Annotated in this window: 21 protein-coding genes; 15 read left to right on the top strand and 6 right to left on the bottom strand. The window is 59.8% G+C overall.

Translation table 11 applies throughout. The features are described 5' to 3' along the window. The first annotated feature begins 35 nt into the window (after positions 1-35). Entirely contained in the window at positions 36-1,439 is a 1,404-nt protein-coding gene (locus tag HMPREF3042_RS03955) for an FUSC family protein (protein ID WP_070628505.1), read from the top strand. 87 nt (positions 1,440-1,526) lie between these two features. Here HMPREF3042_RS03955 and HMPREF3042_RS03950 read toward each other — a convergent pair whose 3' ends face one another. Beyond that, on the bottom strand, positions 1,527-2,219 hold the full coding sequence (locus tag HMPREF3042_RS03950) for a DUF1707 SHOCT-like domain-containing protein (protein ID WP_070856115.1): 693 nt from the start codon (positions 2,217-2,219) through the stop codon (positions 1,527-1,529). A 134-nt stretch (positions 2,220-2,353) separates the two neighbouring features. Beyond that, positions 2,354-3,298 carry a hypothetical protein gene (locus HMPREF3042_RS03945; protein WP_246820029.1) on the bottom strand — a complete coding sequence of 315 codons (945 nt, stop codon included), beginning with the start codon at positions 3,296-3,298 and terminating at the stop codon, positions 2,354-2,356. A gap of 51 nt (positions 3,299-3,349) precedes the next feature. Here HMPREF3042_RS03945 and HMPREF3042_RS03940 point away from each other — a divergent pair, with 51 nt between their 5' ends. The 6 genes from HMPREF3042_RS03940 to purT all read left to right on the top strand — a co-directional run bounded on the left by HMPREF3042_RS03940 (position 3,350) and on the right by purT (position 10,216). Next, complete coding sequence (locus tag HMPREF3042_RS03940; protein ID WP_016421542.1) at positions 3,350-4,639, top strand: adenylosuccinate synthase; 1,290 nt, start codon at positions 3,350-3,352, stop codon at positions 4,637-4,639. Between the two features lie 257 nt (positions 4,640-4,896). Further along, the gene (locus HMPREF3042_RS03935; protein ID WP_038626750.1) at positions 4,897-5,487 is read left to right on the top strand and encodes an LppP/LprE family lipoprotein; all 591 of its coding nucleotides are present in this window, start codon (positions 4,897-4,899) and stop codon (positions 5,485-5,487) included. Between the two features lie 163 nt (positions 5,488-5,650). After that, complete coding sequence (locus HMPREF3042_RS03930) at positions 5,651-6,289, top strand: LppP/LprE family lipoprotein (protein ID WP_049181104.1); 639 nt, start codon at positions 5,651-5,653, stop codon at positions 6,287-6,289. 205 nt (positions 6,290-6,494) lie between these two features. Further along, positions 6,495-7,751 carry a glycerophosphodiester phosphodiesterase family protein gene (locus tag HMPREF3042_RS03925; protein WP_070856114.1) on the top strand — a complete coding sequence of 419 codons (1,257 nt, stop codon included), beginning with the start codon at positions 6,495-6,497 and terminating at the stop codon, positions 7,749-7,751. A gap of 96 nt (positions 7,752-7,847) precedes the next feature. Further along, positions 7,848-8,879 (top strand): nucleoside hydrolase, encoded by a 1,032-nt coding sequence (locus HMPREF3042_RS03920; RefSeq protein WP_049181105.1) that lies wholly within the window; start codon positions 7,848-7,850, stop codon positions 8,877-8,879. Between the two features lie 116 nt (positions 8,880-8,995). Continuing rightward, positions 8,996-10,216 carry a formate-dependent phosphoribosylglycinamide formyltransferase gene (gene purT, locus HMPREF3042_RS03915; protein ID WP_049181106.1) on the top strand — a complete coding sequence of 407 codons (1,221 nt, stop codon included), beginning with the start codon at positions 8,996-8,998 and terminating at the stop codon, positions 10,214-10,216. A gap of 90 nt (positions 10,217-10,306) precedes the next feature. Here purT and HMPREF3042_RS03910 read toward each other — a convergent pair whose 3' ends face one another. Next, positions 10,307-10,810 (bottom strand): phosphoribosyltransferase, encoded by a 504-nt coding sequence (locus HMPREF3042_RS03910; protein WP_038626740.1) that lies wholly within the window; start codon positions 10,808-10,810, stop codon positions 10,307-10,309. A 64-nt stretch (positions 10,811-10,874) separates the two neighbouring features. Then, entirely contained in the window at positions 10,875-12,380 is a 1,506-nt protein-coding gene (locus HMPREF3042_RS03905) for an FAD-dependent oxidoreductase (protein ID WP_070856113.1), read from the bottom strand. Positions 12,381-12,632: 252 nt separating this feature from the next. On the opposite strand from HMPREF3042_RS03905, the gene HMPREF3042_RS03900 reads away from it, so the two are divergent. From HMPREF3042_RS03900 to HMPREF3042_RS03875, 6 genes are all read left to right on the top strand, one after another. Next, positions 12,633-13,658 (top strand): sulfite exporter TauE/SafE family protein, encoded by a 1,026-nt coding sequence (locus HMPREF3042_RS03900; protein WP_070856112.1) that lies wholly within the window; start codon positions 12,633-12,635, stop codon positions 13,656-13,658. A gap of 174 nt (positions 13,659-13,832) precedes the next feature. Beyond that, complete coding sequence (locus tag HMPREF3042_RS03895) at positions 13,833-15,539, top strand: nitrite/sulfite reductase (RefSeq protein WP_070856111.1); 1,707 nt, start codon at positions 13,833-13,835, stop codon at positions 15,537-15,539. Between the two features lie 250 nt (positions 15,540-15,789). Further along, the gene (locus HMPREF3042_RS03890) at positions 15,790-16,554 is read left to right on the top strand and encodes a phosphoadenylyl-sulfate reductase (RefSeq protein WP_070856110.1); all 765 of its coding nucleotides are present in this window, start codon (positions 15,790-15,792) and stop codon (positions 16,552-16,554) included. Positions 16,555-16,671: 117 nt separating this feature from the next. Beyond that, a complete protein-coding gene (gene cysD, locus HMPREF3042_RS03885) occupies positions 16,672-17,598 on the top strand; it encodes a sulfate adenylyltransferase subunit CysD (RefSeq protein WP_038626730.1) in 927 nt (308 codons plus the stop codon). Further along, positions 17,598-18,899 carry a sulfate adenylyltransferase subunit 1 gene (locus tag HMPREF3042_RS03880; RefSeq protein WP_070432058.1) on the top strand — a complete coding sequence of 434 codons (1,302 nt, stop codon included), beginning with the start codon at positions 17,598-17,600 and terminating at the stop codon, positions 18,897-18,899. The genes cysD and HMPREF3042_RS03880 overlap by 1 nt, the downstream gene beginning before the upstream one ends. Positions 18,900-18,954: 55 nt before the next feature. Continuing rightward, positions 18,955-19,728, top strand: coding sequence for a sirohydrochlorin chelatase (locus HMPREF3042_RS03875; protein ID WP_070856109.1), 774 nt, complete (start codon positions 18,955-18,957; stop codon positions 19,726-19,728). Between the two features lie 23 nt (positions 19,729-19,751). Here the strand turns inward: HMPREF3042_RS03875 and HMPREF3042_RS03870 are convergent, their stop codons facing one another. Further along, positions 19,752-21,140: an FAD-dependent oxidoreductase gene (locus HMPREF3042_RS03870; protein ID WP_038626724.1), complete on the bottom strand. Its 1,389-nt coding sequence runs from the start codon at positions 21,138-21,140 to the stop codon at positions 19,752-19,754. Positions 21,141-21,866: 726 nt separating this feature from the next. On the opposite strand from HMPREF3042_RS03870, the gene pta reads away from it, so the two are divergent. Then, the gene (gene pta / locus HMPREF3042_RS03865; protein WP_224783755.1) at positions 21,867-23,192 is read left to right on the top strand and encodes a phosphate acetyltransferase; all 1,326 of its coding nucleotides are present in this window, start codon (positions 21,867-21,869) and stop codon (positions 23,190-23,192) included. Between the two features lie 5 nt (positions 23,193-23,197). Further along, positions 23,198-24,394: an acetate kinase gene (locus HMPREF3042_RS03860; RefSeq protein ID WP_049193781.1), complete on the top strand. Its 1,197-nt coding sequence runs from the start codon at positions 23,198-23,200 to the stop codon at positions 24,392-24,394. 252 nt (positions 24,395-24,646) lie between these two features. Here HMPREF3042_RS03860 and HMPREF3042_RS03855 read toward each other — a convergent pair whose 3' ends face one another. Beyond that, entirely contained in the window at positions 24,647-25,504 is an 858-nt protein-coding gene (locus HMPREF3042_RS03855) for a L,D-transpeptidase (protein ID WP_070856108.1), read from the bottom strand. Positions 25,505-25,612: the final 108 nt, after the last annotated feature.

Genomic DNA, 25,612 nt, shown 5'->3' with positions numbered 1-25,612 from the left:
TGCACAGTTTTTCACATGAGGATGGTGACTTCGGCATGGCTGGCATCGCTGGTGGGGAAGATAAGGATGCCGCAGCTGCCAGGGATCTTGAGGACATTGCTCCCGCGCATGTCGGCGATCTCGTCGAAGCTAAGGAAACGCAATTCGTCGAGGATAATCCGCGCCCGGATTTCCAAGATTTTCGCAATACGTACCTACATCCGGCCTCCCGCGCAGCAAACAAGCTGCGTCAGAAAGTGAGGCCCCGCACGCGTTTCCTCCATGCCGTTGCCCGTGTGCGCTCCCGCTGGATGCTTATTGTCCAGGCCACGCTAGCCGCCGGGTTGGCCTACTGGTTCGCGCTTGAGGTACTGGGGCACCCCAACCCGTTCTTCGCGCCGATGGCCGCTTTCATCAGCCTCAATGTGATGACCGCAGGTCCTCGCCTGAAGCACTCTGTTGAGTTGGTGCTCGGTGCCTCGCTGGGAGTCGGCATTGGTGATGTGATTATCTCCATCCTCGGCTCGGGTATTTGGCAGCTGACCGTCGGTGTGTTTGTCGCCATGATCATCGGCGTGTTTGTCGGTCGAGGCCCGCTTGTGGTGAACCAAGCGGCATCTTCAGCCGTGCTCATCGCCACCATTATTCCGCCGGGCACCGCTGGTTCTTATTACCGAATGATTGATGCTCTCGTCGGTGGTGTGGTGGGCATTATTGTGCTCATGGTATTGCCGCGAAGCCCGCTGGCGGGTGCTCGCCGCAAGGTGGCCAAGGTCCTCGACATGGGTGCAGACGTACTTTATGACATCGGCATCGGCATGAAAGAGGGCGACACCGATCGCATCCGCACCGCACTGAGCGTGGTGCGCTCCATGCAGGCGCAGGTCTCACTGATGGACCGCACCGTTGCTGACGCGGGCGAGCAGGTCCGCATCTCCCCGTTGCTTTGGCGCTCCCGGGATCGAATCCACTCGCTGTCACGCATGGTTCATCCTGTCGACAACGCCATGCGCAACATCCGTGTGCTTGCGCGTCGCGCTATCACAGCCCGCGAGGATCACATCGACTTTTCGCCCGAACTGTGTGGGCTTGTTCTCGGCGTATCTGAAGGCACGCGCCTGGTCAGTCATGTGCTTGACGACGAAGCCGCCGTGCGCCGAATCCCAGAGTGGGGCGAGTTGCCTTTCGAATCCGGCGACATCGCTATCGCCCAGCTTTCCGAGGGATCCGGAGAGGTCAAGCTTGAAGACGTGGTTCGGTACTTGCGTCGTCTAGCAGCGAAAATGCACCCGCGCGTCATCGAGGACGCAACGCTATCGGAGCAGGTCGTGTTTGCGCAGTCCCGCTCATTGGTGGTGGACCTGTTGCAGGTGTGTGGCCTGTCCAGACGTTCAGCTGTGGCAACGCTGCCGCCGACGACGCCGTTCCCAGCAATGCCGCCGGAGGTATGGGACGAGTAGCCGGTGAGGAGTGGGCGAGTAGCGGCTCGCTAGGCGTCAGTCGGTTACTGCGGTACGCTCTACTGCCCCGTGCTACTGCAACCTGCTCTACTGCGGTACGCGCTTGACCTCGACGCCGCCGAAAGCGACAAAGCCGCGCACAATAATCTTCGGAGCCTGTCCGGCGCCAGGAGCGGGTAGGTTGCGTCCCGGTTTTCCAGTAACATCCGTGCCGCCAAAGATGGGGAGCACGTCGACATCAACCTGGTAGTGGTCGGGGACGATGACGTCGACTCCACCGAAGGCGCAGCCAATGTTGACGACAGTGGTTTCCGCGGTCAGGATGGCCTCACGGAAATCCAAGCCAGTCCCGCCGAAGGCCGCCACCGTGGTGTGCGTGGGAGCGCACGTCCAAGGGCCTCTCTTGTCGGTGCCGCCGAAGATACCGATGGAGAGCTTCGAACCAGTTGCCGCGGCGGAGCTATCAATCCGAGCTGGCTGATGATTGTTGGCTGCATTCGGTGCCACTGAATGGTGCTCGTCCGGGACGCTGTGCAGGTTCGGGCGCAGGTTAGGGTTTGGGTGCGCATGTGGAGTCGGCTCGGCCAGGTTCGCGGGCAGCGACAAGTCCTGTGTCAATGTGGGCAACTCATCAATGTACGTTGCCTTTTGGGCTTTCTCGGTGCGCTCCTGCAGTTCCGCAAAGTCAATCTGGCCATCGCGGAATGCCCATTCCAAGCGTTCCAGCGCAGTGTGGCGGGCTTGGTCGCCAGCGCGTAGCCGTGGGGTGTTGTCAGTCATGATGCTGTCCTATCGAGGCAGTGGCGGGCAGGGGCTTTAACACCCAAATGTTATCTGTACTCGAGCTATCGCGCAGGCCACTTTCGCGCAAGCCACTTTCTCACGGGCAGACCGTGGCTATTGCCCCGACGCAGTTAGTGCACAATCTGCAAGTCGCGAAGGTGTCGGTACAGAGTTGTTTTCTCGCGCGGCTTTCGCGACTCCACGCCATCGCGTACGTATCGAAAGCCCAGGCCACCAACTTGAACTGCCCGACCCGTCATCGGGCGGTGCAGCTCGCGGGACGGGGCTTCTTTCGCTTTACGACGGCCACCGCGACCCAATCCGAGTCGGCTCAGCAGGCCTTTGTTGCCTCCATCCTCGTTACCGACTTCCGCGTCCGGCGCCGGAACTTCGGCCGCAACGATGCCCGGGGCGTCGGGGGTAGGGCGAATCTGCAGACCGGTGGATGTGCCGGAGAACATCTGATGCTCGTCGACATAGACCTCGCCAGTAAACCCGTTTTCCGAGGACACTCCGGTAATTCCTGGCTCTGTCAGTAGGACGTAACCAACAATTGCGTGCCCGGTGTCATCGCGGATCAGTGGCACTGGCATCGTCGGGCGTGTGAGCGCGGCCGCCGCATCGAGCCCTTCTCCTCCTTCGATGCCCCAGTTTTTGGCCGCGGTCGAGGGTGCGGTGGGGACATGTGCCAGTTCAATCCACAGGAGGTTCTTGCGCATCAGGTAGGTTGCCACGGCAGCCAGTGCCGCGTCGGTGCCAACGACCACAATTCGCAACGGCTCGCTCGGCTTTTGCGGAGCGGGTTGCGGAGCGCCTAAGTGGTCGACCTTTTTCTGCTTGGAGATTTCCTCCGGCGTCGGTGCTGTATCGATAGGCAGTACGTCCTTGGCCAGGTCGTCGATGAAAGCCAGCTCCTTGCGGGCGGGGATCATCGCGACGTCGTGAAGCGCATAGGCGGGTGGTGCCGGAGTAGCTGGTGCTGATGGTGTGGACGGTGCTGATGTAGACCATGATTGGCTGAGCAATTGGGAAAACGCGGGTACATCGGGGCCACACTGCAGCACAACAATACGCATAGGACTACACTCTAATGCGTCGTCTGCAATCCCAGGAGTTGAAGTAGGACTATGGCCGCAATCATTATCGTCGGTGCCCAGTGGGGCGACGAGGGCAAGGGCAAAGCAACCGATATTCTCGGTGGCCGCGTCGACTACGTCGTCAAGCCCAACGGTGGCAACAACGCCGGCCACACCGTTGTCGTCGGCGGTGAGAAGTATGAGCTGAAGCTGCTTCCGGCGGGTGTGCTGTCGGAAAACGCTGTGCCGATTATCGGTAATGGCTGTGTGGTCAACCTCGAGGCGCTTTTCGACGAGATTGATGGCCTTGAAGCTCGCGGTGCAAAGGCCTCCCGCCTGCGCGTTTCCGGCAATGCCCACATGGTTGCTCCGTACCACCAGACGCTGGACCGGGTGACCGAGCGTTTCCTGGGTAAGCGCGCTATCGGCACCACTGGCCGCGGTATTGGCCCGACGTACGCCGACAAGGTCGGCCGTACGGGCTTGCGTGTCCAGGACATTCTGGATGAGTCGATTCTGCGCCAGAAGATTGAGTCTTCGCTGGCTCAGAAGAACCAGATTCTGGTCAAGCTGTACAACCGTCGCGCCATCGATCCGGATGAGGTCTTTGATTACTTCATGGGCTTCGCCGACCGCCTGCGTCCGATGATTATCGACTCGGAGTTTGAGCTCAATCAGGCTTTGGATGCCGGCAAGCACGTCCTCATGGAGGGCGGCCAGGCCACCATGCTCGACGTCGACCACGGCACCTACCCGTTCGTGACCTCCTCGAACCCAACCGCTGGTGGTGCCTGCGTGGGCACCGGTATCGGCCCGACGAAGATCACTTCGGTGCTGGGCATCATGAAGGCCTACACCACCCGCGTCGGTGCTGGCCCGTTCCCGACGGAGCTGTTCGACAAGTGGGGCGAGTACCTGCAGACCACCGGCGGTGAGGTCGGGGTCAACACCGGCCGTAAGCGCCGCTGTGGTTGGTACGACTCGGTGCTGGCTCGCTACGCCGCGCGCGTCAACGGTTTCACGGATCTGTTCATCACCAAGCTGGACGTCCTGACCGGTATCGGCGAGATTCCGATTTGTGTCGCTTACGACGTTGATGGCGTGCGCCACGACGAAATGCCACTCACCCAGTCGGAGTTCCACCACGCTGTCCCGATTTACGAGACCATGCCTGCGTGGGACGAAGACATCACTGGCTGCCGCACCTTCGATGAGCTGCCGGACAAGGCCAAGGATTACCTGAACCGCCTGGAGGAGCTCTCCGGCGCTCGCATTTCTTACATCGGTGTTGGCCCGGGTCGTGACCAGACCATCGTTGTTCACGACGTGCTGGACAACTAGCGCTGGACACTTAATCTGGAGGCAGTGGCGAACTAACCGGAAAATAGTCCCGCTTTCGACCCGGCTTTATCGAACTGTTAGATAAAAAATCTTCGGTGCCGAAACTGCTGGCTGCTGTAAAAAAGAACATTTGCTAACCACGAGAAGGCTCTGGGAATTGTCAGTTGACCCTGGCATCTCAGAGTCATTTTTGTATCGTAGGCCTCACCGCGTGGTCCAACGACAGAAGTCCAAACGACAGAAGGCGTGTGGTTTTCATGCAAAACACAGGACACCGAGTACAACGACTGGCAAGTTCCGCCGTGCTTTCCGGCGCGATGGTTTTCTCCGCAGTAGGTGGAGCAGTTGCAGCTCCTGCGGCTCAGGCGAAACCGGCTCCGGCACCAGCACCGGCTCCAGCTCCGGCGCAGGCGGATAGCTGTACCCCGAACCCGGCTGCACCTGAAATCCAGGCGGCCCTGGATAAGGTCAACAGGGAGCGTCCGAACAACCATGATGGGTGGAAGTACACTGGCACCTCCAACTTCAGCCCGTGTAGCGATTTGAGCTTTGCTCTCGCAGATCAGGCCAAGCAGGGCAACGCTCAGTCCTCCACTGTGTTGTTGATGTTCCACAAGGGTGAGTTCATTGGTACGGACTCTGACCGGCCTCAGCACATCAACAAGGTGACGCCGACCCCTGATGGTAAGAACATTTCAGTCATCTACCACGACTGGGAGGCCCAGGAGGCCGCAGGTGCGCCGAACGCTGATGCGGCGGAGTTCACCTCTAATGTTCACTTCTTCTGGAACGGCGATCACGTCGTCCACGAGGGGAAGATTCCCGGCGGCGCGAAGCCCGCTTCCTAACGGCTCCCGAGAACTCTCGAGAGCTTTCGAGAATTCTTGGGCACTCTCGGGGACTCTTGAATTTTTCCAAGTAAACTCAATTCAGAGTCGGACATGAGAAAAGTAATGCTCCGCCGTAGCTAGGTGCTTGAGAAAACTTGAGAGAACAGAAGAGGTTCCAGCCATGAGTGGTCGTTCAGTTCGTCGCGGGTCGATGCTGGTTAGCGCGGCGGTCGCAGGTGTAGTGGCTTTGTCCGGTTGCTCCACTGATGAGACTGCAGCACCGACCTCTGCTCCTCAGGTAGATGAAGAAACGACCACCATCACTACGACCACCACTGTCGAGGATGACAGTGAAAGTGCAGATACCCCCAATCCGGATGTCGATGATAACGACACCGATGGGGGTTCTTCTGCGCCAATCCAGGAAGAGTCTTTCGAAGAAGCGGTTGCCGACCTGAACTCAATGGAAGGTGGCAATGGCAGCGGTTGGACAGTCACGGACAATACGAACTGGGATACCACCAGCGAGTTGACCTTTGCCTCAGCAGTACAGAATGAAATTACCCACTCAACTACCTCTGGTGCAGTGCTGCTGTTTCATAAGGGCGAGTACGTGGGTACCGCCGGTGGGCCGCAGACAATCAACTCGGTCGAAGGCGATGGCAAAACTGTGACCGTCAATTTCTTCGATGTCAATAAAATGATTGAAGACGGCGGTGCCTTCGCCTTTAAAGACCAGTACAACGCTCCCGTTACGTACTCCTGGGATGGGGTAGAAGTTGCTCAAGAAGGTGAGATTCCAAAGGCAGAGGGAAATTAATCTCTAACCCGTGCTCTCTCCAGATGCGAGTGCTGGCAAGCCGTTTTAAAGTAGTGGCGCAACACACAGATTTCACGTAGATTTCTGTGTTCCGTAAAATCTCCGACGGTAGTTTGTCGACACTTTGTTGTCGGTACTATGCCGTCGCTATGAAGTCGCTAACATAAGTCGCTAATACTAAGCCCAAAGAGGAAAATCACCGGCCATGTCTTCTCACAACTCATCTGACTCCATCCTTGACGAACGGACCGAGCAGAGAGAGCAGCCACAGAACTCACGTGCTCACGGCACACGCCGCGCAATTGCGGCCATTGCTATGGGTGCGTTTGCTATTTCTCCTATTGCAGCCTGCAGCAATGATGCGGACAACGACGCGGTGTCGTCGTCAAGCAGTACAAGCGCGGTTAGCACTACGGCGAGCGAAGAGAAGACCTTTGAAAAGCAGCAGGTCGCTGAGCTGAATGCGTCCGCGAATGTGCGGCCGGCTGCGATGGCTAAGTTGCCGGAGGGTTTTGATCTGCAGTCGCACCGTGGTGGTCGTGGTGAGTGGACGGAGGAGTCCAAGCAGGCGATGGCCAACTCGCTGGAGCTGGGCGTTACGACGTTGGAGCTGGACATCGTTCTGACGAAGGATGGCGTGCCTATGGTCTGGCACGATCCGGAGATCCAAGACGATAAGTGCTCGGACACCGAGCCAGTGACGGAGGGGGATCCGCAGTACCCGTACGTCGGCAAGCTCGTGCATGACCTCACTTATGAGCAGGTACAAACCCTGGTCTGCGACAAGAAGCTCGAGGACTTCCCGGATGCGGAGCCAATCAAGGGCAACAGGATGATGACCCTGCCGGAGCTGTTCGAGCTAACTAAGGACAACCAGGACATCCACTTCAACATTGAGACCAAGATTGAGGGCGAAAAGCGCGCTGACTCGGCAGAACCACAGGAGTTCGTCGATGTGATTCTCGACGAGATTGACCGCGCGGGTGTGGCTGATCGAGTGATGATTCAGTCCTTCGATTGGCGCTCGCTGCCGCTGGTCGCGGAACGGAACCCGGAGATTCCACTGGTCATGCTGTGGGACGAGACCACCTGGAAGAAGGATTCTCCTTGGATCGGCGATGTCAATTACGACGAGGTCGATGGCGACATTATCGAGGCCGCCAAGCAGCTCGGCGTGCAGGTGCTCTCACCGACGCACAGCATTCCTTACGGCAAGACACCGTCGGATTCTTACTACCACCCGGTCGCCACGCCGGAGCTGATTTCCCGCGCACACGAGGCTGGCATGAAGGTGGTGCCGTGGACGGTGAATGAAAAGGAGACCATGCGCGAGCAGATTGCCGCTGGTGTCGATGGCATCATTACCGACTACCCGACGCGTCTGCGCGAGGTCTTGACCGAGCTGGCTATGCCGCTGCCGGAGTCCGCTCCGGTGGGTGATGCAGGGATGGCGACGAACTAGTAAATCCGGCTAGCACCCGCGAAAACTTGTCTGTATTCCTGTTTTGCCCGGGTTTAGCTCTGCGAGCCGAGCGTGTTTCGTGTCACACTTGACCTTATGACGCGTTTGAAAGTGCTTGCCGACGTTGACACGGGTATCGATGACAGTCTTGCTCTCGTCTACCTCGCGGGGTTGCATACCGCAGGCGAGATTGAGCTGGTGGGTGTGACCTGCGCAGGTGGTAACACCACTGCGGCATGGTCCGCTCGCAACACAAAATACATGTTGAATCTCTGCGGTTGTCCGGAGGTCCCGGTTGTCAGCGGTTTCGAGGGGCCCGCTGACCGTGAGCTGACTACCACGCCTGAGACTCATGGCCCGTACGGGCTGGGCTACAACCTGGCGCCACCGGCCGTCATCTACGAGCCGGGGCGCGGAGGAGCGACGGATCCGCTGGCGCTGTGGCGCCAGGTCATCGAGCAGGCGCGGTCGACGGGGGAGAAGGTGCACCTGCTGGTCACTGGCCCTATGACTACCTACGTGGCCGCTTTGAAGAAGTACCCAGAACTCATGCGGGAGCTCGACGGCGTAACCATTATGGGCGGTGCTGTGGAGTACCACGGTAACGTTACCGAGTTTGCGGAATGGAACTTCTGGGTCGACCCCACCGCGGTCACCGAGGTCTTCGGCACCGCGGGCGCTGTGGCAGTCGAGCGCCCGGAGGATGCCGTGCGCAGTATCGCCACCGCCGCAGGTGCGCCGGTGCCGACGTTGATTCCACTCAATGTCACCGAGACCATCACTATCAGCGATGTTGAAATTGAGTCCTGGCGCGATGCCGGTATGAACCCGGAGCTGCTGCGTGTTCTGCGCCGTTCGCTGAAGTTCTACTTTGAGTTCCACCAGGGTGTGGGGGTCGGTTACAAGGCGCAGGTCCATGACCTCTTTGCTGCGATGGTGGCCGTCGGTGCGGTGACAGGGGAAGTGGAGAAGATGCGTCTCGTGGGCGTCGATAAGCGAACCTTTGCAGATGAGCCAGGACGCCGCGGTCAAGTGGTGGCAGACTCTGCCGGTGCTGAGGCGAACGTTGTCTTGGCTGCTGACCGGAGTGCGGCGCTGGTCGAGTTTGAGCGGGTGTTCCCGCGCTAGGTTCCCGCCCGTGCCCGCCGCGGTGAATACGCTCGCTGTCGTATGCTGGAGACAATCAATTTCACAGCTGCTGGTTGTGCAGCGTACGTGCCGTAGACGAAAGCGAGTTTATCTCGATGTTCACCCCTGAAGTCACCGGAACCCCGTACCAGCCGGGAGCGACGCGAGTTCTGCTGCTCGGCTCTGGCGAGCTCGGCAAGGAGGTGACCATTGCTTTCCAACGTCTTGGCGTTGAGGTGCACGCTGCCGATCGCTACGAGCATGCACCGGCACACCAGGTAGCTCACCACGCCTACGTCTTGAATATGTCGGACCCCAGTGCACTGCGGGACCTGATTCTCGAGGTCAAGCCCCACTTCATCGTCCCCGAGATCGAGGCCCTGGCAACCGAGGTGCTGGAAGAGGTTGAGGAAGACGAGACGCTGGACGTCACCGTTATTCCAACCGCACGGGCGACTCAGCTGACCATGAACCGAGAGGGTATTCGCCGTCTGGCTGCGGAAGAGGTTGGGCTGCCGACTTCCCGCTATCACTTCGCCTCCAGCTTTGATGAGTTCACCGCAGCTGTTGATGAGATTGGCTTCCCGTGTGTGGTCAAGCCGGTCATGAGTTCCTCGGGCAAGGGGCAGTCCACGCTGCGTTCGCCGGAGGATGTCCAGGCCGCGTGGGATTACGCCATGAGTGGCGGCCGCGTCGAGTCCGGCCGCGTCATCGTGGAGGGCTTCGTCGATTTCGACTACGAGATCACGCTGCTGACCGTGCGCTCCGTTGATCCGGAGACCGGCGAGGGGGCAACGTGGTTCTGTGAGCCCATTGGGCACCGTCAGCAGGACGGCGACTACGTTGAGTCATGGCAGCCGGCTGCCATGAGTGAAAACGCCCTGGACAATGCGCGCTCTGTCGCCGCGCGCATCACCAACGCGCTGGGCGGTCGCGGTATCTTCGGCGTCGAGCTGTTTGTTCGCGGCGATGAGGTGTGGTTCTCCGAGGTCAGCCCGCGTCCGCACGACACCGGCATGGTCACCATGGGCACCCAGCGTTTCTCTGAGTTCGAGCTGCACGCGCGTGCAGTGTTGGGTCTGCCTATCGACGTCACGCTGGTGTCCCCGGGAGCCTCCGCTGTGGTCTACGGCGGTGCTGACATCGAGCAGCCGGGCTACACCGGGCTGACGGAGGCCATGGCTATTCCGGAGACTGATATTCGTATCTTTGGTAAGCCGGTCGCTGGCCCGCGTCGCCGCATGGGCGTTGCTGTTTCAACCGCGGATTCTGTCGATGCTGCCCGTGAGCGTGCATCGGAGGCGGCATCAAAGATTAAGGTCGTCGAACTGGGCTAGTTCGACGACGTAGTGTGCGCTGCGGTACGGCCGTAACCGGCCCCGCAGCGCACTTTTTGTTTGCCCGCTATGGTGCGTAAGCTACTTGATCTACTTGGACTTCTGTACCGGTGGCTCGGCCGACCAGGGGAAGACGATCCAGTCATCGGTGTGCTTCCAGACATAGTCCGGTGCAATCTCCGAGCGGGACTTGCCGTAGAGCACAGCGGAGCGTACTTCCGCACCGTGGGTCTTAAGCAAATCGAGCACCAGGTGCAGCGTGCGACCGGAGTCTGCGACATCGTCAACGACCAGCAGACGGCGCTCAGAAATCGATTCGATGTCCAGCAGCGGCTCCAGCAGAACCGGATCCGGCAGGGTCTCCGCCACGTCGGTGTAGAACTCGACGTTAATGGCGTCAGAGAGCTTGACGCCCATGGTGTAGCTGAGTGCACCTGCAGGTAGAAGACCACCGCGGGCCACGGCGATAATGATCTCCGGCTCGTAGCCCGAATCGACAATCTGCTGTGCCAGTTCACGGGAGGCGACGCCGAAGCCTTCCCAGGTCAGAACTTCCTTGACGTCCAGGTTGGATGAGTCTGCATGATAAGCCATGTATTAACTCTAATCCGAAGACCGACTGACGTGCACAATCAACTGCCCGGTTAGACCCGATGCGCTAGCTGGCGACAGTCTCCACAACCGCTTCGTGTACAGCTTCGGCCACGTCATCGGCATCTGGCTGCTTTGCGACGACCGTGGAGGCCGCAACCATGTCGGCCCACTCGACCAGCTTCTTGCGCTCGCGGCCTTCGGCTTCGCCCGCTGCACGTTCGGCGGCGTCGAGTGCGTGCCAGCCCTCCCAGGTGGTGACCTGGAGGCCCTTGTTGGCCAGGAACTCGTCGACGTCGTTATGCGTGGGCTTTGCAGGTGCGACCAGGCGGCCTGCCTCCCAGTCGGCGATGAGGTTGCCGACAGTTTCGTTGGCGTCGCCCTTGGTGTTACCGATTAGCCCGACCGGGCCACGGCGAATCCAGCCGGTGGTGTACAGACCCTGGATGTGGTTGCCGTCGACGTCGTCAAGCACGCGTCCGCCGGCATCTGGGATGGTGTGGGTGCCGGTGTCGAACGGTACGCCGGTGACTGCGTCGGAGCGGTAGCCGACTGCACGGTAGACCGCACCGACCGGCCATTCGGTGAACTTGCCGGTGCCACGGACGCCACCCTCGCCGTCGAGTTCAGTGCGTTCGGTGCGGATAGCGCTGACGTGCTGTACTCCATCCTCACCGGTCTCGCCGATGATTTCGACCGGGGACTCGAAGAAGTGGATGAAGAGCTTGTGTGGGGCGCCCTTTGGCTCGCGGATGGCGTAGTTTTCCAGAATCGTACAGACCTGATCGGTGATCTTGGACTCACGACGGGACGTTTCGGAGGCGGCATCGTACTGGATGTCCTCCGGATTCACGACAACCTCAATGGTGTCGGAGTGGTCCAGTTCCTTCAGCTCCAGTGGAGTGAACTTTGCCTGAGCCGGACCGCGGCGGCCGAAGACGTGAATTTCGCGGGCGGCATTCTTTGCCAGGCCATCGTAGACGTTGTCGGCAATTTCGGTGACGTGCAGCTCATCGGCAGTCTTGGCGAGAATACGGGCGACGTCGAGGCCCACGTTGCCGACACCGACCACGGCCACGGACTCAGCGGAGAGTTCCCAATCGCGGGCGAACTCCGGGTGGGAGTCGTAGAAACCTACGAACTCACCCGCGCCGTAGTGCTCCGGAAGGTCGGCGCCCGGGATATTCAGATCGCGGTCGCCGGTCGCGCCAGTGGCGAAGATGATGGCGTCGTAGAACTGGCGCAGTTCATCGACGCTGACCTGCTTACCGACGTCCACGTTGCCCAGAAGTCGGACCTGCGGCTTGTCCAGCACTCGGTGGAGGGACTTAATGATGCCCTTGATTCGCGGGTGGTCTGGCGCAACGCCGTAGCGGATGAGACCGAACGGCACTGGAAGGCGCTCGTAGAGGTCGATGGCGACGTCGCGGCCGGACTTCATCAGCGCGTCGGAGGCGTAGATACCGGCCGGGCCCGAGCCGACCACGGCTACACGCAGTGGGGTGGTGGAGTTGGCGAGATCGGGCAGTGAGGAAGCGGCCGCGTTCTGGGCTGCAGTCTGGTCGTTGGTCATTGGGTGGAATCCTTTTTCTACGTTTTCTTTGTCGCGATTGCTTATCGTAGACCAATCGGTCTATGCTTGCTGAAACAGAATATAGACAAACTGGTCTACAAAAAGCAAACACAAAACACCGCAAGAATCACTGCTTTGGCTTGAGAGGGTTTTGCTGCGTATTGCTTCTGCTGAACGAGGTCTAAAAGAGCTTGTCGTGCGGACGTCGTGGCAACGGCAGGCTCTGGTTGGGTAAGCGGGGAAGGGCTTGTCATGGAAAAACTCATAGTCTTCGTGCTAATCGGCCTTGGCGCGCAATTAGTCGATGGCACTCTGGGTATGGCATTCGGTGTCACTGCCACTTCACTTTTTATTGTTGCTGGTAGTAGTGCTGCCACTGCGTCGGCGGTAGTTCACGTAGCGGAGGTGGGCACGACGCTAGCCTCTGGTATTTCGCACTGGCGATTCGGCAATGTCGACTGGCGGCGCGCACTGAGCCTTGGTGTGCCGGGCGCTATCGGTGCCTTTGTTGGTGCGACCTTTTTGTCCAATCTGGATGGTGATGCCGCGACGCCTGTGACCTCGACAATCTTGCTTTTTCTCGGCCTGTGGGTGATTGTTCGCTTCGCCTTCCTGGCTAATGTTAAGCGCAAGAAAAAGACCTGGGGAGCGAAGAAGCTCGCTCCGCTGGGGCTCTTTGGTGGTCTGCTCGATTCCACTGGTGGCGGCGGTTGGGGGCCTGTTACGACCTCTACGTTGCTCGGTGCTGAAGCTGATCAGCCGCGGAAGATTATCGGCACTGTCTCTGCGGCGGAATTTCTTGTCGCTTCAGCTGCTGTGCTGGGCTTTTTGCCCAAGCTGCGGGAGGAATTCACTCAGCATGCCGCACCGGTAATTGGTTTGCTGTGCGGCGGTGTAATTGCCGCGCCTTTGGCTGCGTACCTGGTGGGGCGCATTAATCCGCGCCTGCTTGGAATTGTGATCGGCGGCGTGTTGGTGGGGCTGAATATTCGCACTCTGTTCTCGCCGCTGGTTTCCGGCGGTGTGCTGGCGACAGTGCTGCTCGTGTGGGCTTTTGCTGTCGTGGTGCTGGTGCTGTGGGCGCGTTCGCACGACACACTTCCGGGTCTGCGTCAGCGTGTGCAGCTCGAGCCGGCTTCTCGGTCTTCCTCGGCTGATGTGTCTAGTTCTGGATCTCCATCACCGGCTTCGGTTGATGTCGGGGCTGGGGATGCTTCTGGAGGCGTCAAAGTGGGCGCAGAAAACGGTGTCCACATGGGCGAAGCGGGGGTTCGCTAAGTATCCGAGCATGCCCCGGCTTGCACTAGCCAGACTGGTCGGTCTAATGTTGCCTGCAATACTGCATAGACCGTCCGGTCTATAAAAATTAGCAACTAATTCGTTCAGGGCTGATCCAAACAACTCTGATTCGGTCAACGAGAACAAAAACGAAAGTGATTCGGTAGATTCCCCATGAGCTCTCCTACGAAAACCGCCGAGCGTCCGGCTTCCGCAGCGGCTACCCGACGTAAGAAGCGTGCACCGAAGCCACAGGGGCAGTGGCTTATCGACGGCCGCGAGCCACTTAACGACGACGAGCGCATCAAGAAAGAAGATGCTGGCTTTGCCGTTAAGCAGCGTGTTATCGACATCTACTCCAAGCAGGGGTTTGACTCTATCCCTGCGGAAGACCTAGCTCCGCGCTTTAAGTGGATTGGCCTCTACACCCAGCGCAAGCAGGGGCTTAGCGGTGAGCACACCGGTGTGAAGACTAACGCCGAGTTGCAGGACAAGTACTTTATGCTCCGCGTTCGTCTCGATGGTGGCCAGACCACCACCGAGGGTATTCGCACCATCGGCGAGATTTCCCGCGACTTCGCTCGTGACACCGCGGACTTCTCCGACCGTCAGAACGTCCAGCTGCACTGGATCCGCGTCGAGGACATGCCGGAGATTTGGGACCGCCTTGAGCAGGTTGGTCTCGACACCAACTTTGGCTGCGGCGACGTTCCCCGCGTTATCCTAGGCAGTCCGGTTGCCGGCGTTGCTGCCGATGAAATCGTCGACGGCACCAATGCTATTCGCCGCATCAAGGAGGAGTACCTCTCCGGCGACGAGTTCTCCAACCTACCGCGCAAGTTTAAGTCCGCAGTTTCCGGTTCCCCGCGTCTCGATGTCACCCACGAGGTCCAGGACGTCGCCTTTGTCGGTGTCAATCACCCAGAGCACGGCCCCGGTTTCGACGTTTGGGTCGGTGGCGGTCTCTCCACCAACCCAATGCTCGCGCAGCGTCTCGGCGCCTGGATCCCAGAGGACGAGGTTCCCGAGGTATGGGCGGGCGTGTGCCGCATCTTCCGTGACTACGGCTACCGTCGCCTGCGCAATCGCGCGCGTCTGAAGTTCCTCGTTGCCGAGTGGGGTGCGGAGAAGTTCCGCCAGGTACTCGAAGACGACTACCTCAACCGCAAGCTTATCGACGGCCCCGCGCCCGAGCCTTTCGAGGGCGACCGTGACCACATCGGCGTGCATAAGCAGGCCGACGGTCTCAACTACGTCGGTGTGAAGCCCGCTGTTGGCCGTGTTCCGGGCTCTGACCTGGTCAAGCTCGCCGACATCGCCGAGCGCCACGGTGTTTCCCGCGTCCGTACCACTGTCATGAAGGAGCTCATTCTCCTCGACGTCGCCGACGACCAGGTCGACTCCCTGCTCGCTGAGCTCGACGAAATTGGCCTGTCTGCCAAGCCTTCCGCATTCCGGCGGGGCATCCTGGCCTGCACCGGCCTGGAGTTCTGCAAACTCGCACTTGTCACCACGCGCCAGCGCGCAATCGATCTGGTGGGCGACTTGGAGGAACGTCTCGGCGACCTCGATGTCCCAATCACCATTGCGCTCAACGGCTGCCCGAATGCCTGTGCCCGCACACAGATTGCCGATATTGGACTCAAGGGTCAGATTGTCACCGACGATGAGGGCAACCGTGTCGAGGGTTTCCAGGTTCACCTCGGTGGTTCGCTGGGGCTCGATGCCAACTTCGGCCGCAAGGTTCGCGGACACAAGGTCACCTCGGCAGAACTGGGTGACTACATCGAGCGCGTCGTCACTCACTTCAAGGAGCAGCGCCACGAGGGTGAACAGTTCCGCGAGTGGATTGTCCGCGCTGATGAGGAGGACCTGAAGTGAGTGAATCTCCCAATGGGGTTCGGTCGCAGGGGCCGTCGGCAAGTGAAAAAGACGAGGCGCCAGCGCGACTTGGGATCGGTGGCCGAAGCGCACACCCCAATCCGAACCGGGGTGCGGTGATGCATTGCCCTTACTGCGGCGGTGATGATCTGTGGCCCGATGTGGAAACCGATTACGCCTGGCAATGCCGCGAATGTTGCCGGGTATTCACAGTGAAACTGCATGGTCATATTGATAGGAAGGTGGCGTCATGAGCACGGGACTGAAAACCGCTGAAGTCATTAAGACTCAGGAGGCACTCGCGCGTGAGGATGTGCTGGACAACCCGGAAACTGCTCGCCGTCTGATTGAGCTTGCACTGGAGTGGGGCTCCAAGCTGGAGACTGCCACTGCCGGGGAAGTACTGGAATGGGGTGCGGAGCACCTGCACACGCCACTGGCTGTGACCCTGTCGATGCAGGACACGGTATTGGCGGAGCTGGCTGCTCGGCACGCGCCGGAAGCCGACCTGGTTTTCCTGGATACGGGTTACCACTTCCCGGAGACCCTCGACGTGGCAGAACAGGTCGCACAGCGCTACGACAACCGACTGCTGTCGATTGAGCCGAAGCGCACCCGCGCCGAGCAGGATGCCGAAGAGGGCGTAGATCTGTACAAGACCGACCCGACGCGATGCTGCGCACTGCGGAAGGTCGAGCCGCTGTCAGCTGTGAAGCGCCCCTACGAGGGCTGGGTCACAGGTCTGAAGCGCGTCGACGCGCCGACCCGCGCACACACGCCGGTACTGGAAATCGATAAGACCGGTCGCATCAAGCTCAACCCGCTGGCCACCTGGACGGATGAGGACGTTGCCCAGTACATCGAGGACAACGACCTCATTGTGCATCCGCTGACACAACAGGGGTTCCCGTCGATTGGCTGCGCGACATGCACCGCGCGAGTGGCAGAGGGCGCGGATCCGCGCTCGGGTCGCTGGGCGGGCTCCGAGAAGACTGAGTGCGGATTGCACCTCTAGTTCGAGCGGCTAGCAGACAGCTACTTGCCGCCAGCCACTAGCCGCCCGCCGATAACCGATATCAGCTAAAACAGCGCAGTTACAACAGCCAACACAGCCCCAACAGAAAGAACCCCCATGACTAGCTCAACCACCGTTTCCGTACAAAACCGCCTCGACCCGCGGCTTGCCGAGCTGGAAGCCGAGGCCATCGACATTATTCGCCAGACCGCCGGTCAGTTCGACCGTCCGGCACTACTTTTCTCCGGCGGAAAGGACTCCGTCGTCGTGCTCGAGCTGGCCAAGCGCGCCTTCGCACCGGCGGGTATCCCGCTAGAGCTGCTCCACGTCGACACCGGCCACAACTTCCCCGAAGTTATTGAATTCCGCGACAAGATTGCCGCTCAGCCGGGCATTAAGCTGCACGTAGCCAAGGTCCAAGACTGGATTGACAGCGGTGTGCTCACCGAGCGTGCCGACGGCACCCGCAACCCCTTGCAGACCGTGCCACTGGTGGAGACCATTGCCAACCGTGGTTACGACGCCGTTCTCGGTGGCGCCCGCCGCGATGAGGAGAAGGCCCGCGCCAAGGAGCGCGTGTTCTCCGTCCGCGACTCCTTCGGCGGTTGGGATCCACGCCGTCAGCGCCCCGAGCTGTGGGGGCTCTACAACGGTCGCCACGCCGCTGGAGAGAACGTTCGCGTTTTCCCAATCTCGAACTGGACCGAGGCCGACGTCTGGGCCTACATCGAAGCCCGTGACATCGAGCTGCCACCCATCTACTTTGCCCATGAGCGTGAGGTGTTCAACCGCGGCGGCATGTGGTTGGCACCGGGCGAGTGGGGTGGACCCCGCGACGGTGAGACCCTAGAGGTTCGCACTGTCCGCTACCGCACTGTCGGTGACATGAGCTGTACCGGCGCTGTCGAATCGACTGCCACCACTATTGCGGAGGTCATGGAGGAACTTCGCACATCCAAGCTCACCGAGCGCGGCGCTACCCGCGCAGATGACAAGTTGTCCGAATCCTCCATGGAAGACCGCAAGAAGGAAGGTTACTTCTGATGAGCCAGCCAAATTCCCCAGCTACCCTGATTACCGCCGACCGCGCCACTCGCGCTCGTCGCACTCTTCGCCTGTGCACCGCTGGCTCCGTCGACGACGGTAAGTCGACCTTTGTCGGGCGCTTGCTGCACGACACGAAGAACATCCTCGCTGACCAGTACGAGGCCGTCGTCGCCTCCTCGCAGGCGCGCGGTCAGGAAAATCCTGACCTCTCGTTGCTGGTTGATGGTCTGCGGGCCGAGCGTGAGCAGGGCATCACGATCGACGTTGCCTACCGCTACTTCGCCACCGACGTCCGCTCGTTCATCCTCGCCGACTGCCCTGGTCACGAGCAGTACACCCGAAACACCATCACTGGTATGTCCACCGCTGAGGCCGTCGTTTTGCTTATCGACGCACGCAACGGCGTCGTGACGCAGACCAAGCGACACGCAACGGTGGCCGGTCTGCTGGGTGTTCGCCACGTAATCTTTGCCGTCAACAAGATCGACCTGCTGGACTACAGCGAAGAAGCCTTCCGCAAGATTGAGTCGGATGTAGCAGTGCTGGCAGAGCGTTTGGGTCTTCAGAACACCTTCGTTGTTCCAGTGTCGGCTTTGGTCGGCGACAACATTGTCGATCCGTCTGAGCACACCCCGTGGTACGAGGGGCCGACTGTGTTGGAACTGCTGGAAAACCTCAACATCGGTGCCGACCTGGAAACCGATGCCGAGGCCGACCTACGCCTGCCCATCGACTACGTCATTCGTGATCACGCCACTGAATACCGCGGTTACGCTGGCCGTATCGCCGCAGGCAGTGTGCGTGTGGGTGACACTGTCTCCGTAGACGCCAACCGTCAGGCTACGGTCACGAAGATCACCGTGGCAGCCGAGGATGTCACTGAGGCCGTGGCCGGTCAGTCGGTTGCCATCAGCTTGGATGCCGAGTTCGACCTCGCCCGTGGTGATCTCATCAGTGGCACCCGTCCGGAGGACGTCCGCCGCTTCTCCGCCGTGGCTGTCCATCTTGCGGACAAGCCGCTGGCAGTCGGCCGTGTCGTTGAGGTGCGCTACGGTGCCGCGCTGGTGCGTGGGCGTATCGCTTCCGTCGATGCCCTTATCGACATCGAGACCGGCGAGCCCACCGGCGTTGCCGACCAGCTCGCGGTCAATGATGTCGCTGAGGTGACCATCGAGGTCGCGCAGCCGCTCCCGGTCGATGCCTACCGCGTCGGTGGTCGTGTCGGTGCCTTCCTGCTTATTGAGCCGGGCACCGGTGACAGCCTCACCGCTGGCCTCGTGCGCGGCGCAGCTCAGTAGAGCTGCCAGATAGAGAAACCAGAAAGCACAGCTAGCGAGCCTGAGGAGACCATCGATGACCGCACTGATTCTGCTTGCGCACGGTTCCCGGCACCCAGAGACCAAACCGGTGCTCGGAGAGGTGGTCGCACTCGTGCGCGAGAAGATGCCGCTCACCCGTCTGGATGCGCCCTCTCAGATTCGCCTCGCCTGGCTGGACCTCGACGAGCCTTCGCTGGACGCCGTCTGTGCCGACCTCGCCGCCGCCGGCGAGACTCGCGCACTGGCCGTACCGCTGCTGTTCACTGATGCGTTCCACTCGCGAGTCGACGTGCCCGAGCAGGTTCGGCTCTGCGATCGGCATGGTGTTGACATCACAGTGGCTGAAGGACTCGGGCTTGGCGACGGCACGAAGCGCGCCGTCGTGAAGCGAATCATTGAAGCGGCGGAGAATGCGTCTTTTTCCTGGCCGGTCGATGCGCTGGTGATGGGGGTCGGCTCATCCGATGAGGATGCCAATGCGGCTGTGCATCAGTTTGCGGCCCGCCTAGACGGGATGCTGCCGGGGCATGTGAGTGCGGCATTCGTGGTCGGTCCTGAGAAGATCAAGGGATCCGATGCTGTGGCCGTGGCACAGGAGCGCGCGGCCAAGCGCGGTCGCGGACTCGTAGTGGTGCCGCTGTTTACCGCGCCGGGCCTACTGTGGGATCGAGTCCTCGATGCGGGCGCTGCCGCCGGTGCTGGTGGCCAGGTGGCTTTTGGTGAGCCATTGGCCGAGCTGTTGGCGCCGATTGTGTGCTGCCGCTGGGACTCGCGCGCTGCGTACACGGATGTGCAGGTAGTGGCGTAGCCGACGCTTTCTATCCGCCCTCGTTACTCGCCCTTGGAGTGGGTGACCATCTCATCCCATTCGACATACTTCTTGCGTTCGCGGCCCTCGGCCTCGCCGGCGGTGCGTTCGGCAGCATCGAGCTTGTGCCAGCCCTCCCAGTCCAGGTAGTCGATGCCCTTTGACTCCAGCAGCTCGTTGACAGCGGACAACTCCGGCTTCGACGGGGTGAATTTCTTGCCCTCTGCGGCATCGGCCAGCAGATTGGCCACAGCCTCGTTGGCATCGCCCTTGGTATTACCAATCAAGCCGACCGGCCCGCGGCGAACCCAACCGGTGGTGTAGAGGCCAGTGATGGCCTCGGCTGCTTCATCCTCGGTGTTGTCGGATTCGATGACTCGACCACCGACGTTGGAAATGACATTCTTTACGTTGTCGAACGGGATACCCGGCAGTGCATCAGAGCGGTAGCCCACGGCGGAGTAAACAGCGCCGACCTTCCAGTCGGTAGTCTCGCCGGTCGGCCGCAGTCCGCCAGCACCGTCGTATTCCATGCGCTGAGTGCGCAAGCCGACCACATGCTGCTGGCCGTCGGCACCCTCCTCGCTGAGGATTTCCACTGGCGACTCGAAGAAGTGAATGTAGAGCTTGTGAGGTGCGTTCTTCGGTTCACGGATGGCGTAGTTCTCCAAGATGGTGCAGACCTGGTCAGTAATCTTGGAGTTGCGACGCATAATCTCGGATGCGGAGTCGTAGTCAATGTCGCGCGGATCGACAACGACCTCGACGTTTGGTGAGTAGTCGAGTTCCTTGAGCTCCAGCGGAGTGAACTTTGCCTGTGCCGGGCCACGTCGACCGAAGACGTGGACTTCCTTGGCCTTATTGGTCTTCAGAACCTCGTAGACATTGTCCGGAATCTCCGTGACGTGCAGTTCCTCGCCGGTCTTCGCCAGGATTCGGGAGACGTCCAGCGCGACGTTACCGACACCGACGACGGCCACGGACTCCGCCGAGAGGTCCCAGGTGCGCTCAAAGAGCGGATTGCCGTCGTAGAAGCCCACGAATTCACCAGCACCAAAGTGCTCCGGCAGATCCGCACCCGGCGTTGGCAGCGCGCGGTCGCCGACGGCACCGGTGGCGAAGATGACGGCGTCGTAATGCTCCTTTAATTCGTCGAGCGTGATGTCCTTGCCGAACTCAACGTTGGAAAACAGGCGCAGCTCCGGCTTTTCCATCACACGGTGTAAGGCCATAATGATGCCCTTGATACGTGGGTGGTCAGGGGCGACGCCGTAGCGGATTAGACCGAATGGAGCCGGCATCTTTTCAAACAGATCGACTTCCACGTCAGTACTGGATTTCATCAGTGCATCGGAAGCATAAACACCGGCCGGGCCAGAGCCAATTACGGCAACGCGGAGCGGGCGATTCATGAAGCGTGTCCTTCTTTCTCTAATGCTTTACGACGGCCACGAGACCGCGGCGTAAGTAGCTGCCAGCGGTGACCTCGTGGGGAAAGGAGTTATTGGTGAGCTATCGGTTTATTCGACATTCCCAATGGTAGCGCCCCCAATCGTAGCGATAACTTACGAAAAATCGAGAGGCGAGCATCACATCATCGGTGAGATGCTTTTGAAGGCGTACAAAACTAAATGTGACCTTAGTCACGTCCAATGTGGGAATTTGGGATAGTTCACTAGAAAAACCGCATAAAAGGCGCGATTGTGCGGGAAAATTGTTGGAATCTGTGGGGAAAAGTGTGGCTACCAGGGGTAACCAAAGAGGTTTGAGTCCGTCGTGAGATGTAAGGTGACTCACAATAAGATGAAAATAATGATTTGGGACTCAGCGGGATTGGAAGCTCAGCATGATCTTGAGCCTCCGGCAGTCCAATGGCTCGAGCCAAGTCAACGTTCAAATAAGTCAACGATTAAGCGCAGTGCGAGAAAGGAACGTCGGTGAGCGATAAGAACGCCCAAGCGTCCACCAACAACTCCGCAGTCCTGATTACTTCAGTGGACCGCGCAGACGATCTACAGGATGTCATTACGGCATTGTCTGAGGCACTGGGTGGGGCACGTTGCCTCCACACTGTCGGTGGGGCTCACGGCGCCACTGTGGATCAGGTTGTTGTGGATCCGGAATCCGCGCTTGACACCATCGTCAGTGCTGTTGAGGACGACCGCGCTGCTAACGAGGGGGCGGCTGTTCTGACCGGCTCCGGCAACCTCGATTTTGACTTCCGCATCGCCACCGTCGCCGGTGCCGGTGTCATCGTTGTCGCTGGTGGCGAGGGCTGTCACACAGAGGCCGCAAAGGCTCGCGTTCGTTTGGCGCTCAGCAGTGCAGCTCAGCGTCACAGCGAGGTACTCGCTGTTGTTCTCACAGGGGAGGAAGCAGTCGAGGCTGCTAAGACTCTCGATCTCGACGTTCCCGTTGTTGCCGTTGACGATGCTGAGGGGCTTCGCAAGGTCGTAAGCCGCGAGGTCACCGCAGTGATGACTCCACAGCGTTTCCAGTGGTGGCTGTTGCAGCGCGCCAAGACTGATAAGCGCCACATTGTGCTGCCAGAGGGGGATGATGACCGCATTCTTGAGGCCGCTGATTACCTCCTGCGCGAGGACATCTGTGAGCTTACTATCCTCGGTGACCCGGATGCTATGAAGGCGCGCGCCGCCGAACTTGGTTTTGACATCGACGCCGCCCATCTCTGGAACCCACAGACCTCCGAATATGTTGAGCAGTTCGCGGAACAGTTCGCAGAGATGCGCAAGGCCAAGGGGGTCACGCTGGAGCAGGCCCGTGAGACGATGCAGGACATCTCCTACTTTGCGACGATGATGATTCACAACGGGCTTGTCGACGGCATGGTGTCCGGTGCAGCCCACACAACTGCGCACACCATTCGTCCGTCCTTGCAAATCATTAAGACCAAGCCGTCGGCTTCCACGGTGTCGTCGCTGTTCCTCATGGTTATGGACAACTCGCTGTGGGGTTTTGCGGACTGTGCGGTGCTGCCGAAGCCGGCTCCGGAACAGCTGGGTGAAATCGCGGTAGTATCCGCCGAGACTGCAGCTTCCTTCGGTATCGACGCCCGCGTCGCCATGCTGAGCTACTCCACTGGGGCATCCGGCACAGGTGAGGATGTTGACCGTGTGAAGGCGGGTTTGGCCAAGGCCAAGGAGCTGGCTCCGGACCTCGCCGTCGATGGTCCGCTGCAGTTCGATGCCGCTATTGACCCGTCTGTGGCTGCGAAGAAGATGCCGGATTCCTCCGTTGCGGGTAAGGCAACTGTTTTCGTGTTCCCGGATTTGGACGCCGGTAACATCGGGTACAAGATTGCCCAGCGCTGTGGTGGTGCATTGGCAATCGGCCCGATTCTGCAGGGCTTGAACAAGCCGGTCAACGACCTTTCCCGTGGCGCCACGGTGCCGGACATCATCAACACGGTTGCAATTACCGCTATTCAGGCTGGAGGAAACTAATTATTATGTCCCGTCACGTACTTGTTTTGAACTCCGGTTCCTCCTCTATCAAGTTTCAGCTGGTAGATCCGGAGAAGGACTCAACGCAGCCGCCGTATGTCTCCGGTTTGGTGGAGCGCATTGGTGAAGAAGACGGCATTATTAATCTGAAGTTCTCCGGACAGAAGATTGAAATCACCGAGCCTATCGCTGACCACGCCAGTGGCCTTGACCGCGCGTTCGAACTGATGGATGAGCACGGTGTTGGTCCGGAGTCGGTGGATATTGCCGCCGTCGGTCACCGCGTCGTTCACGGTGGTCGCCTGTTCTCTGGACCGGAGCTGATTACCGACGAGATCGTCGGCATGATCCGCGACCTTATTCCGCTGGCGCCGCTGCACAACCCGGCCAATATCGTAGGTATCGAAGAGTCTCGCAAGCTGCTTCCCGACGTGCCGCACGTCGCCGTCTTCGACACTGGTTTCTTCCACACCATGCCGCCAGCTGCTGCTCTGTACCCGCTAAATGCAGAGGTCGCATCGAAGTTTGATATCCGTCGTTACGGCTTCCACGGCACCTCGCATGAGTTTGTTTCCAAGCAGGTGCCGGACCTTCTGAATAAGCCGGCAGAGGAAATCAACCAGATTACGCTGCACCTGGGTAACGGTGCGTCGTGTGCGGCTATCCGAGGTGGCCAGGCGGTGGATACCTCGATGGGGCTGACTCCGCTGGCTGGTCTGATGATGGGCACTCGTACCGGTGACATTGACCCGGGCGTCATCTTCCACCTCTACCGCAACGGCATGAGCATCGATGAGATCGACAATCTGTGCAACCGCCAGTCCGGTTTGAAGGGCGTCTCTGGTGTCAATGACTTCCGAGTCCTGCAGGAGCGCATGGATGACCACGACCCGGATGCTTGGGCTGCATACCAGATGTATGTTCACCAGCTGCGCCGCTACATCGGCTCGTACATGCTGATTCTCGGTCGCCTCGATGCCATCACCTTCACCGCCGGTGTCGGTGAGAACCACGTCGGTATCCGCCGTGATTCGATGGCTGAGCTTGAGAACTTCGGTATCAAAATTGATGACGAGCTCAACTCCCAGCCGAATGACGGCCCACGTCTGATTTCGGCGGATGACTCGAAGGTCAAGGTCTTCGTGGTACCGACCAATGAGGAACTGGCCATTGCCCGCTACGCAATGAGCTTCGTGGACTAGTTCTTTGGACCGGAACCCTGACGAGTAGGCAGGGTTCCGGTAACCCGTAATCGACGGCTGCCGTGTACCTCACCTGTTGAATCCGCGACTGTAACTCAACAAAAGCTCAACAAAAAATGAGCTCGCCCCCACTGCCTTCCAAACTGGAAGAATCTAGTGGGGCGAGCTCATTTTCACCGCCAGGGAAAACTGCGCCTATGCCTCAATAGGCTCAGTCACCTGGTCATTATTTCAACGCATCAGCGCAGGTAACTACCAGATGTAGACGCCGTCGCCGACCTGCAGAGTGTTGAAGTACATCACAGCATCATCGTGATTCAGATGAATGCAGCCGTGGGACATCTGATTGACCGAACCCTCGTGGAAAGCCTCACCGTCGTTGGTGAAGTACACAGAGAACGGCATCGGACCGTTGTAAGGAACCGACCACTCATCGCGGACCTTGCGGGTAACGCTCAAGTGTCCACGGGTGGTTTCGTAACCTGGCATACCGGAGGACATGGGCACCGGGCCGTAGGTGATGTTGCCGTTTTCCTGCAGCCAGGTCTTCTGGTTAGCCAGGTCAACGCATGCGCGGGCGCTCGGCGGGCACGGGTTGTTTGGCTCTGGACGTGGTTCAGGGCGTGGCTTCTGCTCTGGCTGTGGAGCAGGGGCAGGGGCAGGTGCCGGCTCAGGCTGCGACGGCTTGTCTTGGCCCTCCAGCAAACCGAAAATCTCGTTGACGACGCGGGTGGCTTCGGCCTTCTGCGCAGCTGGCAGCGGCAGGCTGTCGATGGCGTTCAGCAGCTGAGTTTTGACCTTGTCCGCCACCTGCTTGTTGTTTTCAGCGAACCTGAAGTTTTCATTGATTAGGGCGACGACCGAATCCGGCAGCTTCACCGAAGAGGAATCCAGAACCTCAGAGAGCTCAGGAGCAAGGTCGCCCGGGTTCAGAGTCGAGATCTCCGGCAGCTTGAGGTCCCGAACACTCTGGCTGAGCGACTGCAGGTCCGGGGAAACCGGCAGGGCAACGGCAGTGCCGGCCCCAATACCAAAGGCGGTGGTGACGGCTGCAGCGCTGATAATGACACGCTTAGCGCTGCGGAGAGAGGATTTCGAAGAGGCAAACATAGAGGATATCTTAAACCACGAACGGCAATTCTCTCTTTATTCACCAATTCTGGGGTGGCGCTCACGCCCACAACCGCATGTTTGACCAGGTTCAGTAAAGAGCTGGTA

The sequence above is a fragment of the Corynebacterium sp. HMSC074C05 genome (genome assembly GCF_001838325.1).
Taxonomy (GTDB): domain Bacteria; phylum Actinomycetota; class Actinomycetes; order Mycobacteriales; family Mycobacteriaceae; genus Corynebacterium; species Corynebacterium amycolatum.
Note: the sequence above shows the minus strand (reverse complement) of the source record. Positions and strands in the feature narration are given on the sequence as shown.